The organism is Thalassobellus citreus (assembly GCF_044385915.1).
GTDB lineage: Bacteria > Bacteroidota > Bacteroidia > Flavobacteriales > Flavobacteriaceae > Thalassobellus > Thalassobellus citreus.
Genome location: NZ_JBISCC010000125.1, coordinates 205,129 through 219,536 on the forward strand (window position 1 = coordinate 205,129; position 14,408 = coordinate 219,536).

At 32.2% G+C, this 14,408-nt stretch carries 7 protein-coding genes; 1 reads left to right on the top strand and 6 read right to left on the bottom strand.

The annotated features are described in order from the left end of the window. Window positions 1-5: 5 nt before the first annotated feature. From ACH5TX_RS11325 to ACH5TX_RS11340, 4 genes are all read right to left on the bottom strand, one after another. On the bottom strand, window positions 6-944 hold the full coding sequence (locus ACH5TX_RS11325; protein WP_439339617.1) for a PorP/SprF family type IX secretion system membrane protein: 939 nt from the start codon (window positions 942-944) through the stop codon (window positions 6-8). Window positions 945-976: 32 nt separating this feature from the next. Further along, window positions 977-4,675, bottom strand: coding sequence for a T9SS type B sorting domain-containing protein (locus tag ACH5TX_RS11330; protein ID WP_439339618.1), 3,699 nt, complete (start codon window positions 4,673-4,675; stop codon window positions 977-979). A 486-nt stretch (window positions 4,676-5,161) separates the two neighbouring features. Further along, window positions 5,162-5,896, bottom strand: coding sequence for a LytR/AlgR family response regulator transcription factor (locus tag ACH5TX_RS11335; RefSeq protein ID WP_439339619.1), 735 nt, complete (start codon window positions 5,894-5,896; stop codon window positions 5,162-5,164). A gap of 12 nt (window positions 5,897-5,908) precedes the next feature. After that, a complete protein-coding gene (locus tag ACH5TX_RS11340; protein WP_439339620.1) occupies window positions 5,909-7,843 on the bottom strand; it encodes a sensor histidine kinase in 1,935 nt (644 codons plus the stop codon). A 126-nt stretch (window positions 7,844-7,969) separates the two neighbouring features. Here ACH5TX_RS11340 and ACH5TX_RS11345 point away from each other — a divergent pair, with 126 nt between their 5' ends. Beyond that, on the top strand, window positions 7,970-9,559 hold the full coding sequence (locus ACH5TX_RS11345) for a peptide chain release factor 3 (RefSeq protein WP_439339621.1): 1,590 nt from the start codon (window positions 7,970-7,972) through the stop codon (window positions 9,557-9,559). A 51-nt stretch (window positions 9,560-9,610) separates the two neighbouring features. On the opposite strand, the gene ACH5TX_RS11350 is transcribed toward ACH5TX_RS11345, so the two are convergent. Beyond that, window positions 9,611-9,928 (bottom strand): DUF3467 domain-containing protein, encoded by a 318-nt coding sequence (locus ACH5TX_RS11350; protein ID WP_439339622.1) that lies wholly within the window; start codon window positions 9,926-9,928, stop codon window positions 9,611-9,613. A gap of 174 nt (window positions 9,929-10,102) precedes the next feature. Next, window positions 10,103-14,404: a DNA-directed RNA polymerase subunit beta' gene (gene rpoC / locus ACH5TX_RS11355; protein ID WP_439339623.1), complete on the bottom strand. Its 4,302-nt coding sequence runs from the start codon at window positions 14,402-14,404 to the stop codon at window positions 10,103-10,105. Window positions 14,405-14,408: the final 4 nt, after the last annotated feature.

Below are 14,408 nucleotides of genomic sequence, written 5' to 3' on the forward strand. Positions count from 1 at the left end.
TTTCTTTAGAAAAATCTTGGTGATAAAATCTTACCTATTTGTTGTAACTCAAATCGTAGCATAATTTCGTGTGTGCCACTATTGTAATTATTCAATCCTGTAGTCGTTGCATCATAAGCATAACCTATAAATAGTCCTGGATTAATTTGAAATCCAGCTAAACCACTTACAGAATCATCCCATCTGTATGCTAAGCCTAAAGTGAATTTATCATTAAATAATGCATTAGCTGAAAGATCTGCTATTACTGGCGCTCCTGAAACTCCTTTTACTAAAAAGGCTGGCTTTAATTTTGTGTTATCACTTAAATTAAACACATAACCACCTATTAAAAAGTAGTGTAAACTTTCAGTAGCAATAGATTCTTTAAAATCGTCATAATGCTCTGAGGTTAGCATATTTGGAACTGAAGCTCCTAAATACCATTTCTCTGAATGTAAATACAAACCAAGTCCAATGGTTGGAGATATTAAATTCACATTGTTTCCATTATTAAATAAACCATCATTTTCATTAAAACGACCTTTACTCCAATCAGTATCTAAAAGGTGAAATCCTCCTTTAACACCAAAAGATAGTTTCAAATCACCCGATTCACTAATAGGTAAAGAGTAAGATACATTAGCGTCTACACTAGTTTCTTCTGCAGGCCCTAATTGATCGCTAACAATATTTAAACCTAAACCAATTCTTTCATTTCTTAATGGAGAATGAATACCAAACGTTATCGTTTTTGGAGCTCCATCCATACCCACCCATTGGGTTCTATATAATACCGAAGCACTTAACACATCTCTTTGTCCAGCGTAAGCCGCATTTACACTCATGGTATTATACATGTATTGTGTGTACTGCGGATCTTGTTGAGCTTCTACATTTAAACTTAATAGTGCAGTAAACACTACTAAAATTAAACCTTTTATTAATGATGTTTTTTGTATCATTTTTTTAATCTTTTTTAGTTGTTTACTTTATATTATTTATTTATGTATAACCAGCCTACCTTAGGTTTAGAGCCGTCTCCATAATCTAAAACGTAGTAATATGTTCCTACTGGTAAGACTTCTGAGCTATTAACTGTTGCTCTTCCATTAGACCTTCCATCCCACTCATCACTACTGTTATAACCTCTCTTTTCGTAAACTTTATTACCCCAACGGTTATAAACTTCAAATTTATTATTTGGATAATTGTCTATACAATTGATAATTAAAGTATCTCCGTATCCATCTCCATTTGGTGAGAACTCGTTAATTACTGTTAAACAGTCTTCTTCTTTTAGTTCAGTTACTGTTGCGTCATCTTCTGTGTTACCGTCAAAATCATCACCGTTATCACTTGTATCGCTAACTGTACCTAATAATCTAGTTGACGCTGTTACTACAACACTATTACTTACTCCTCCTGCATTTATTGCTTGCTGAGTTATTATAAAGCTAGCCGAATAAATTGCTGTTTCTCCTATAAGAAGTGTTCCTTCAAGACTTCCTTGATCTGCACTATCAAAAGTTGGTTCATCAGTTAAAGAAAGAGTATTACCAATATTATCTATGAATGTATCTACTAAAACAATATCTGTTAAAACAACATCTCCTGTATTCATTACTTCAATAGTATAATATATTCTATCTCCTAAATCTGTTTCCGAGAATTCAGCTCTCTTAGTTACTTTTATTGTCGCTTGACAATCTGTTGTTATTGGATCACAAGCATCATCAGGATCGGTTGTTCCGGTTGGTACTGGTGTCGTTGATGAATCATCAATTCCTGTCGTTTCTTCACAATCGGTTAATCCATCACCATCACTATCGGTCGTATTAACTCCTGTTGGTAAACAAGCATCATTAGCATCAAATGGTCCTGGATAATCTCCTGGTACTTTTGGTGTACTCGGATCGTCTATTCCTGTTGTTTCTTCACAATCGGTTAATCCATCACCATCACTATCTACAAGAGAACTACAAGCAACAGTTACTGTTACTGTCGCGGTTGAACAACTTGCTGTTGGTGTATCGTCATCACAGATTGTATAATCAAATGTATCTGTCCCTACAAAACCTGTTGCTGGGGTATAATCAAATGTGCCATCGTTATTGCTCGTTACTGTCCCGCCATTGGTACTTGACGATTCAAAACTTGTAATGGTTGCGCCATCAATTACAGTATCATTCGTTAGTACATTTACTGTTGTTACTAATGTATCTTCTGTGGTACTAGCTGTATTATCAACTGCTGTTGGATTCCCTTCATCTGTTACTGTAATAGTTACTGTCGCGGTTGATGTTTGTCCATCTAAATCTGTGATTGTGTAATTAAAAGTATCATTACCAACAAAGCTTGAAGCTGGTGTATAATTAATTGTATCATCAGTTGGATTATTAGGCGTACTATTATTATTTACTGTTACAGTACCTCCTTGTCCTGTTGTACCGCTTGGTAAACTTATTGCCCCATTATTAGGCCCGTCATTACCAAAACTATCCACACCATTACCATTATTTGCTAATACATCAATAGAATTATTAGTACTATCTTCATTTATGCCAGTAATTGTATCATCTTGAGCGGATGGTGTATCATTTATTGTCAATAAAGCAGAAGACGATGTATTATCACCATCACAAACATAAGAAGGTGTTGTTAGAATAACTCTATATGAATTTCCTTCAACACTTACACTAACTCCTGTTAGTGTAAGTGTAGCTGTAGTAGCTCCACTATAAATACCTCCGTTAGTAATATTAGAGAACCCAGAACCCGAATTTTCTTGCCATTGATAATTAATTGGGGTTCCTGTGCCAGTAGTATTAGCTAATACCGTATATGTTTGCGTAGATGCATCAGCAACTAACAAGTTATTACTTGGTTGAGTTGTAATTCCTAATAACGCAATACTAGGTTGTAAAAAATCATCAACACTATTGTTATCTAAATCAACTGGTAAATTATTATAAGCAGAACCTGTAACTCCTGCTGCTATTACTAATCCATTTCCATCAACGGTTTGTAAACCAGAACCATATTTTCCATTACCATCAGTATCTGTTCCTGAACCATAAACTTCATCTACATCTGAACAACCATCACCATCTGAGTCTGTATCAAACTGATTTAAAATACCATCTTGATCTAAATCATATCTATCATCAAAACCATCTCCATTAGTATCAACAAAACCAGGAGCATCCGGATCAAAATAATTAGGTGTATTATCTCCATCTAAATCGCCTAAAGGATCAGGCAAACCTGAAGCATACTCTACTGTATCTAGAATACCATCATTATCATCATCCAAATCACAATCTATATCAACTCCATCATCATCTATATTCCCATCATAATTAGGATTCTCAATTGCAACATATAATGAAACAGCACCACCATTTCCTCCATCTTGTGATCCATTGCGCTCTGCTGTAGTATGTTCTCCTCCAATACCGCCAGAATTAATAAGTGTTAAATTAGCTGGTAATGAAGCTTTAGAGTAAAGCAACACACCACCTCCACCACCTCCACCTGGGCCATGTATACTTGCTGTGTTTAAATCTTGTCCGTCTCCCCCTTTAACATTTACAGTTAAATTACTAGTATATGTCTTTACTTTTAATACTACAGAGCCACCTGCTCCTCCTCCACCTCCACCATCTGGTGCACCAACTGGAATTACAGCTGAAGGAGAAAACCCTTCAGCATTAATGAAATGCCCATTTCCTGTAATTTCTTCGGCAAAGATAATAACGATACCACCTCCATCGGCTGCAGAAGACGGATTACCTGTTGTAACAAATCCAGGACCTCCGGCACCTCCTAAAAAGGCTTTATCCTGACTAAGATAAGGTGTCATTGAATAACCTCCAATACCACCAGCATTAGCTCCATTTGTATCGCACCAACGCTTTCCTCCTTCGCCTCCAGCCCCATAGTTGGAACCTCCTCCACCTCCAGAATCTCCAGAAACACCAGATCCTCCGCCATTTGCTCTTGGAGCTCTACCTCTATCTGTTGCTATATCATACAAAGCAATACCTTCTCCTCTTACATAAGATGAATTATTACCATTTGGCAATACAAACTGAGCATTTGGATTAACAGAACAATTATCTGGCGTCCCATTATTGGGCATACCAACACCTACAAATCCTTTTCCATTAACATCTATATCTGCATTAAAAATTACTTTATTAGCTGTTAAAGCCAAAACCCCTCCTGTTCCTGTTGCATCATCCCATTCTGCCGCTGTTAAAGTTCCAACAATATTGGCAGTATCATAATTAGGTATTCTAACTATTTGTATTTTTCCAGAAGCTGTATAAGATCTAACTAAAGGATACAATGGTGTTACTACATTCCCAACAACACTACCTATTTCGAAAAATTCATAATTACCAGCATTATTTATTGACGTTATACTACCTCCAGATGCTGAATTACTAATATCAATAGAAGCACCTTTCATTTGTATAATAAGAGCTTTATCTCCTGGTAAAAAATTAGTAGCATCAACCACTGTTATATCTGGTGCGCAATCTAATTGACAAGGTCCACAAATAGGCGAACTAATACTTGTTACAGCAGTATACGAATTTACAACTCCTGAAATATCAGTTTGAGCATAAGTATTAATACTGAAAAACAGTAATAAAAAGACTAACAAAGAAAAAATAGTTTTTTTCATAAATAATAATTTGTAATTTGTGTAAATAGAGAGTGAAAAATGTATTAAAGTTTTCATAATACTTTAAGTAAAGTAATTTATTGATTTAGGTTATTGATTAGTTAAAATTATAAATAACTAAATCATGGTTCTTTTTTAATAAAAATTATCGAGTAAGTTTTATTCATTTTTGAGAGTTGTTTATAATAGCAATTAAACTTATTTATTACTTAATAATGCAATTTACAGTTGACTTCTTCAATCAAAAAAAGTCTGAGGCAAACCTAGTAATTATTATGAATTATTGTGATTAACATACAAAGCAACACCTTATCATAACATCATACTAAAAATGTATTTTATCGAAATAAAACGAATTTCATCATTCGTTTTTTGTATTTCGTCGATAAAAATAAATATTTAAACACAAATTAAGACGTAATTGTTCTGAACGCTTATAAAAATGTTCTGAAACAAATAAATGAAGATTTTAAATTAACTTTTAGGCTACTTTGAAGAAGTAATCACATTTATATTTTGATAAACAGACTCCTTATACTTTTTACTTAGAGGGATAATTACATCATAAATAACTAATGAGTTATTATCTACTTTTTGTAGAAAATCAATATTGACTATATAACTACGGTGTACTTGAATAAATTTATCATTAAGCTTATTAATAATTTCATTTAAACTACCTCGTACCAAATGTGTTCTTTTATTTTTTAGAACAATTTCTATATACACGTGAGAACTTTTTAAATAAAGAATCTCATCAAACGATAATTTTACCATAGCACCTCGTTCTTTAATAAACAATGCATTTTCTACAACTTGTTTATTACTTTTAGTTTTCTCATTCTTCATTAAAAAATTATTATATACAATCTCAACGGTAGTATATAGCTCTTCTTTAGAAAAAGGTTTTATTAAATAAGCAGGAGGCATTACTTTTTTTGCTTCATTTAAAGTAACTTTATCTGCATTTGAAGTTAAAAATATAAATGGTAAATTAAAATCGTTGTTCATTTTTTCGGCTAGATCAATACCCGTCTTTTTACCTGAAAGTTGTATGTCTAAAATAGCTATATCAGGCTTCTCTATTTCAATTAAAGTAATAGCTTCAGTATAACTCATTGCTGGTTCTAAAGCTTCAAAACCTAAATCGTTAAGTGTATCGCAAATATTATCTGCAATTATAATCTCGTCTTCTACTACTAATACTTTAATTTCACTCATGATTCTTTATTATTAATCAATAACTTTTCTTGCTTGTACGTCTTTAAAAATAATTTCGAAATTAGCACCATCATTGTTGTTAAAGAACAACTTTCCTCTAAGTTGTTTTACCAAACGGGTTACTAAATTAAGCCCAAAACTTTTAGCTTCATTAATATTAAAATCATCTGGAATACCTGAACCATTATCTGATACTATAAGCTTGTAGTTTTCTTTATCAACTCTTTTTATAGAAATATCTAATCGACCTTTTAAACCATCTATAAAAGCGTACTTATAAGCGTTAGTAATTAATTCGTTAACAATTAAACCCAATGGAATAGCTGTATCAATATCAAAAAACACATTATTTACAAAAATATGAGTATCGACATTCTTATTTAATACATATACTGAAGAAATTTCTTTTACTAACATTTTAATATACTTTTCAAAATTTATTAAACCATCTTCACCATGATAAAGTTTTTTGTGAATTAACGCCATCGATTTTAATCTACTCTTACTTTCATTTGCAAAAGCTAAAGCTTTTTCATCTTCAAGACCTTTTGCCTGAAGTTCTAATAAACTTGCTATAATTTGAAAATTATTTTTAACACGATGGTGTACTTCTTTAACAAGTAACTCTTTCTCTTTTATTGCCTTATTAATTTGATTGTTTTTTAATTCTAAAACTTTAGACTGCTTTTGCTTCCTTAATAAGAAAACAAATACAATTAATAATAATGAAACTATTAAGGATATAATAATAACATAGAGTTTTGATAGTTTATTTGCTTGTTCAATCTCTAATTCTTTTTCTTTTATGGCTTGTTTTGTTTCAAAACTTGATAATGATTGAGATAAATCTTGTGAATATATTTTACGTGTTAATGTAACACACTCATTTTTATATTTTAATGCTTCATCGTAAAACCCATATAAAGCCAATGCCTTTGAAGATTCATTTAAGACATGAAAAAAATCATTAGGGTTTAACACTTCCTTGGCTTCTCGCTTAATTTTTTCACAAAACTCTAATACATTAGATACTTCAAACTGATTAAAAATCAACTTAACTTTCGGCGAATCGATGTTTAAAACACTTATATATTTTGCGTAATAACAATAGCTATCTACTTTTGTTTCTGGATTTCCATAAAGTAAATTCAATAATTCATCAACTCTATTTTCATAACCTCCTTTATAAATATAAGCATCTACTAAATGCATAATAGTCCCAATATAATAATCACTTTTATTTATTAACTGTTTCTCAATACCTAAGCTCTGTTCGCTAGCATCAATATATTCATCAAGCTTTCTTTCCAAAATATAAAAATCGCATAAATGATATAAAAAAATGATTCTTAATCTACCATCTCCAAGCTCTTTTGCCTTTTCTAAATTTTTAAGACATAACTTTTTCCCCTTTTCAACATTCTCCTCAATTTGATACATCACCATTTGATGTGTACTTACTAATAATTGAGCTTTAATAGTATTAGTATCGTTTTTATCGAATTGAGAAATATAAGCCTCTAATTTCTCTTGTTCATTACTTGCTTCTCCTATAGAAGCTTCATCTCTTAGCTTTGAAACTTGTAGCCATTTAATATTTACATAATCTAAATCAATATAATCTTTATCTTCAGGTGGATTTATATTAGAATTTATATAATTTGAAACATCAATATAATCAACTTCATGCCTATTCCCTAAACTTGAAATAAACTCATAATAATCTATATATGAAGGATTTTCATTTTTATAAATTCTATTTAAACTTTCTATATAAGGAGTTTTCTTTTGTTGAGAAATTACATTTAAAACTGAATCTAACTGATTATTTAAAATAAAGATTTCAATTTTATTTATAATTGAATCTTGAGTCGAAAAATTTTCTTGTGATTGTATTTTATTAAAAAAAAAGAAAAGGATAATTAGAGAGACTAAAGCTTTCTTCATATAAAAATTAATTTTAAGCTATAAATATATTGATGTTTCTTTAATAATATTCAATAAAACCATTTAATCATATATTTTTATTGAACTTATAAATAGTATCTTTGCAACCCATTTGCACAAATATTTATGAGTTTTTTAAAAGAAATAGAACGTAGACGAACCTTTGGTATTATATCGCATCCGGATGCTGGTAAAACAACTTTAACTGAAAAATTACTGCTGTTTGGAGGTGCTATTCAAGAAGCGGGTGCTGTAAAAAGTAATAAAATAAAAAAGGGAGCTACCAGTGACTTTATGGAAATTGAACGTCAGCGTGGAATTTCGGTTGCTACTTCTGTTTTAGCATTTGAATATAATGGCATCAAAATCAATATTCTTGATACGCCCGGACATAAAGATTTTGCGGAAGATACCTTTAGAACACTTACCGCTGTAGATAGTGTTATTGTAGTTATTGATGTTGCAAAAGGGGTTGAGGAACAAACTGAAAAATTAGTTGAAGTTTGTCGTATGCGAAATATTCCTATGATTGTATTCATTAATAAAATGGATAGAGAAGGTAAAGATGCGTTTGATTTATTAGATGAAGTAGAACAAAAATTAGGATTAAAAGTAACTCCTTTAAGTTTCCCAATAGGAATGGGATACGATTTTAAAGGTATTTATAATATTTGGGAAAAGAACGTTAATCTATTTAGTGGAGATAGTAGAAAAGATATTGAAGAAACTATTGAAATTTCAGATTTATCATCTCCAGAACTGGATACCTTAATTGGTAATGAAGCTGCAAATACCTTAAGGGAAGAAATAGAACTTGTTGATGGTATTTACCCTCAATTTGATAAAGAAGATTATTTAAACGGAAATTTACAACCTGTATTTTTTGGTTCTGCTTTAAATAATTTTGGAGTTAGAGAACTATTAGATTGCTTTGTTGATATTGCTCCAAAACCAAGACCGAAACAAAGTGAAGAACGTTTAGTACAACCTGATGAATCTAAATTTAGTGGATTTGTATTTAAGATTCATGCCAATATGGATCCTAATCACAGAAACCGATTAGCTTTTGTTAAAATTGTTTCAGGTGAATTTAAACGTAATGCACCTTATTTACATGTAAGAAATAATAAAAAAGTAAAATTTTCTAGTCCGAATGCCTTTTTTGCTGAAAAGAAAGAGATTGTAGATATCTCCTACCCTGGTGATATTGTTGGTTTACAAGACACAGGAACTTTTAAAATTGGAGACACCTTAACCGAAGGAGAGGTATTAAATTATAAAGGTGTTCCTAGTTTTTCTCCAGAGCATTTTAGATATATTAATAATGCAGATCCTTTAAAATCTAAACAACTTTTTAAAGGCATAGATCAATTAATGGATGAAGGAGTTGCTCAATTATTCACATTAGAACTTAACGGTAGAAAGGTTATTGGAACCGTTGGCGCGCTTCAATATGAAGTTATTCAATACCGATTAGAACATGAATACGGCGCTAAGTGTACGTATGAAAATTTAAATGTATTTAAAGCTTGTTGGGTAGATCCTGAAGATCCTAAAAATGATGAATACAAAGAATTTGTAAGAGTAAAACAACGTTTTTTAGCTAAGGATAAACAAAACCAGTTAGTATTTTTAGCAGACTCATCTTTCTCTTTACAAATGACACAACAAAAATATCCGAGTATAAAATTCCATTATGTTTCTGAGTTTGATTGATAATAATTAGTTTATAAAAAAAGCCTTTGAAATTAATTTCAAAGGCTTTTTTTATGCTTGACCAGTTGGCCCAAAATTTAATGGAATTGGTGGTTGCTCATAATCTTTTATCTCGCCGTGAGCATTTTCAAATCTATTAACATTATCGGCCAAAGCCTTTAACAAGCGTTTAGCATGCTGAGGCGTTAATATAATTCTAGACTTCACTTTGCTTTTAGGAACTCCAGGCATAATGTTTACAAAATCAACTACAAATTCTGAAACAGAATGATTAATAATCGCTAAGTTAGAATAAGTACCTTCTGCTACTTTTTCATCTAACTCAATATTTATTTGCCTTTGTTTTTGGTTTTCTTTTTGGTCTGCCATAATTTATTTTTCACTTCCACGAAAGAGGAAGTCTTATTTATTTGATTAATAAAAAAGCCTTCAAACAACTTAATGCGTGAAGGCTTTATTTTTATGAGATGCTTCGACTACGCTCAGCATAAATTCGACTTACAAATTTCACTTCCCCTTCGGCTCGTGAAACTTGAGTCTCATTTAATTATAATTTAACTCTTGCTTAACTTGCATCATTTCGTCAAACTCTTCTTTAGAGCCAACAATAATGTCTTTGTAAGTTCGCATACCTGTACCTGCTGGAATTCTGTGTCCAACAATTACATTTTCTTTCAAGCCTTCTAAAGAATCTACTTTACCAGCTACAGCAGCTTCATTAAGAACTTTAGTTGTCTCTTGGAACGATGCCGCAGAAATAAACGATTTAGTTTGAAGCGATGCTCTTGTAATACCTTGTAATATTGGTGTAGCAGTTGCAGGTTGTGCTTCTCTAGCTACCACAAGTTGCTTATCTTCTCTTCTTAAAAGTGAATTTTCATCACGTAATTCTCGAGGAGAGATAATTTGACCTGCTTTAATATTTGCAGAATCACCAGCATCTTCAACAACTTTCATTCCGAAAATAGCATCATTTTCTAGTATAAAATCTGCTTTATGAGCTAATTGATCTTCTAAGAAAATAGTATCACCAGAATCAATAATACGTACTTTACGCATCATTTGTCTAACAACAACTTCAAAGTGCTTATCGTTAATTTTCACACCTTGTAAACGGTATACTTCTTGTACTTCGTTTACTAAGTATTGTTGTACTGCTGATGGCCCTTTAATATTCAAGATATCGTTTGGAGTTATAGAACCATCTGATAAAGGCATACCTGCTTTTACAAAATCATTTTCTTGTACAAGAATTTGACTTGATAATTTTACTAAGTATTTCTTAATATCACCAGTTTTAGATTCTATAATAATCTCACGGTTACCTCTTTTAATTTTTCCGAAAGATACAACACCATCAATAGCACTTACTACAGCTGGGTTAGAAGGATTACGAGCTTCAAACAACTCAGTTACACGAGGTAAACCACCTGTAATATCGCCTGCTTTAGAAGACTTACGAGGTATTTTTACTAAAACTTTACCGATATTAACTTTCTCTCCATCATCAATCATTATGTGAGCTCCAACTGGTAAGTTGTATGAACGAATTGTTTCTCCTTTACCATCTTCAATATGAAGTGTTGGTATTAACTTTTTGTTCCTAGATTCAGAAATAACCTTTTCTTGGAAACCAGTTTGTTCATCAATCTCAACTTGGTATGTTATACCTTGTTCGATGTTTTCATATTTTACTTTACCAGCAAATTCTGAAATAATAACACCGTTATATGGATCCCAAGAACAAACAACATCTCCTTTAACTAAATTATCACCGTTCTTAATAAGAATCGTTGACCCGTAAGGAATGTTATTAGTACTTAATGTAATACCTGTTTTCTTATCTATCAATTTAAGTTCAGATGTTCTAGAAATAACGATATCAACCTCATTACCTTCTCCATCTTCACCTTTAACTGTTTTTAAATCTTCAATTTCAGCTTTACCATCAAACTTAACAGCTAAATTATTTTCTTCTGAAATGTTACCTGCAATACCACCTACGTGGAAAGTACGAAGTGTTAACTGTGTTCCTGGTTCTCCAATAGATTGCGCAGCAACAACACCTACAGCTTCACCTCGTTGTACCATTTTATCGGTAGCAAGGTTACGTCCGTAACATTTAGCACAAATACCTTTTAAAGCTTCACAAGTTAATGCAGAACGTACTTCTAAACTATCTATTGGTGATGCTTCAATAGCTTTTGCTGTATCGTCTTCTATTAACTGACCAGCCGAAACTAACAACTCATCTGTTAATGGATCATATACATCATTTAAAGATACACGACCAACAATTCTTTCTTCAAGTGTTTCAACAACTTCATCGTTTTTCTTTAATGGCTCTACTTCTACACCTCTTAAAGTTCCACAATCTTCAGTATTAATAATAACATCTTGAGAAACATCTACTAAACGACGTGTTAAGTAACCTGCATCGGCAGTTTTAAGAGCCGTATCTGCAAGACCTTTACGCGCACCGTGAGTAGAAATAAAGTATTCTAAAATTGAAAGACCTTCTTTAAAGTTAGAAAGAATTGGATTTTCAATAATTGATCCTCCACCTGCAGTAGATTTTTTAGGTTTTGCCATTAATCCACGCATACCTGTAAGCTGACGAATCTGTTCTTTAGATCCACGAGCTCCAGAATCAAGCATCATAAACACCGAGTTAAATCCTTGTTGATCTTCACGAATACGTTTCATTGACAATTCAGTCAATTCAGCATTTGTAGAAGTCCAAATATCAATAACTTGGTTATAACGTTCGTTGTTTGTAATAAGTCCCATATTATAGTTACCCATAATACCATCAACTAATCCATTGGCTTTATCAATCATTCCTTGCTTTTCTGGAGGAATGATAATATCTCCTAAACTGAATGATAATCCACCTTGGAATGCAAATTTAAATCCTAATGTTCTAATGGCATCAAGGAAATCTGCTGTTTCAGGAACAGATGTTACTTTTAGAATATTACCAATAATATCTCTTAAAGATTTTTTAGTAAGTACTTGATTGATATATCCTGCTGCTTGAGGTACGTGTTGATTAAATAACACTCTACCAACAGTAGTTTCAACAATCATTCTGTCTAACTTCCCTTCTTCATTAATATCAATAGTTCTTACTTTAATACCAGCATTTAAGTCTACTTTCTTCTCATTAAAAGCTATTTCAACTTCTTCAGGAGAGTAAAAAGTTAAACCTTCTCCTAAAATTGGCACTTCTGGAGTAGACGTACGTAACTTAGTCATATAATAAAGACCAAGTACCATATCTTGAGAAGGTACCGTTACTGGAGAACCATTTGCAGGATTTAAGATATTGTGAGATGCCAACATTAATAATTGACATTCTAGAATAGCTTCTGGTCCTAATGGTAAGTGTACCGCCATTTGATCTCCATCAAAATCGGCGTTAAATGCTGTACATACTAATGGGTGTAAACGAATTGCTTTCCCCTCGATTAATTGAGGTTGGAATGCTTGTATACCCAAACGGTGTAAAGTAGGCGCACGGTTTAGCAATACTGGATGTCCTTTAAGAACATTTTCCAAGATATCCCAAACCACTGGCTCTCTTTTATCTATAATTTTCTTTGCAGATTTTACAGTTTTTACAATACCTCTTTCAATTAGTTTTCTAATTACGAAAGGTTTGTAAAGTTCTGCTGCCATATTTTTAGGCAATCCACATTCATGTAATCTTAATTCTGGTCCAACAACAATTACCGAACGTGCAGAATAATCAACACGCTTACCAAGTAAGTTTTGACGAAAACGTCCTTGCTTACCTTTAAGTGAATCTGATAATGATTTTAATGGTCTGTTAGAATCTGTTTTTACAGCAGATGATTTACGCGTGTTATCTAATAATGAATCAACAGATTCTTGTAACATACGTTTTTCATTACGTAAAATTACCTCAGGTGCTTTTATCTCAACTAATCTTTTAAGACGGTTGTTACGGATAATTACACGACGATATAAATCATTTAAATCTGAAGTTGCAAAACGTCCACCATCTAAAGGCACTAATGGCCTTAATTCTGGCGGAATAATTGGCACAACTTTCAAGATCATCCATTCAGGACGATTTTCTCTGTTTTCGTTAGATTCACGTAAAGCTTCAACAACTTGTAAACGCTTTAAAGCTTCTGTTTTACGTTGTTTAGATGTTTCTGTATTAGCTTTATGACGTAATTCATACGACAAAGATTCTAAATCTATTCTAGCTAATAAATCAATTAAACACTCAGCCCCCATTTTAGCTAAAAACTTGTTAGGGTCTGTGTCATCTAAATATTGATTATCCTGAGGAAGCGTTTCAAGAATATTTAAGTATTCTTCTTCCGTAAGGAAATCCATTTTTTGTACTGGCTCGCCTTCTTCATTTTTAGCATTACCTGGTTGAATTACTACATAACGCTCGTAGTAAATAATCATATCTAATTTCTTAGATGGTAATCCTAATAAATAACCAATTTTATTTGGTAAAGAACGGAAATACCAAATGTGAGCAACAGGAACCACTAAATTAATGTGCCCTACACGATCACGACGTACTTTCTTTTCGGTTACTTCTACACCACAACGGTCACAAACAATACCTTTGTAGCGAATTCTTTTATATTTACCACAAGCACATTCGTAATCCTTAACAGGACCAAAAATACGCTCACAGAACAAACCATCACGTTCTGGTTTGTGAGTTCGATAATTGATAGTTTCTGGTTTTAAAACCTCACCTCTAGACTCTGCTAAAATAGATTCTGGTGATGCTAAACCAATTGAGATTTTATTAAATCTCTTTACTGTATATTTATCTTGTTTTCTTGCCATAATA

Bases quoted from the DNA above. Each gene is read 5' to 3' on its own strand.
- rpoC (WP_439339623.1), bottom strand. From the start codon at position 14,404: ATGGCAAGAAAACAAGATAAATATACAGTAAAGAGATTTAATAAAATC.
- ACH5TX_RS11335 (WP_439339619.1), bottom strand. From the start codon at position 5,896: ATGAGTGAAATTAAAGTATTAGTAGTAGAAGACGAGATTATAATTGCA.
- ACH5TX_RS11325 (WP_439339617.1), bottom strand. From the start codon at position 944: ATGATACAAAAAACATCATTAATAAAAGGTTTAATTTTAGTAGTGTTT.
- ACH5TX_RS11345 (WP_439339621.1), top strand. From the start codon at position 7,970: ATGAGTTTTTTAAAAGAAATAGAACGTAGACGAACCTTTGGTATTATA.
- ACH5TX_RS11330 (WP_439339618.1), bottom strand. From the start codon at position 4,675: ATGAAAAAAACTATTTTTTCTTTGTTAGTCTTTTTATTACTGTTTTTC.
- ACH5TX_RS11340 (WP_439339620.1), bottom strand. From the start codon at position 7,843: ATGAAGAAAGCTTTAGTCTCTCTAATTATCCTTTTCTTTTTTTTTAAT.
- ACH5TX_RS11350 (WP_439339622.1), bottom strand. From the start codon at position 9,928: ATGGCAGACCAAAAAGAAAACCAAAAACAAAGGCAAATAAATATTGAG.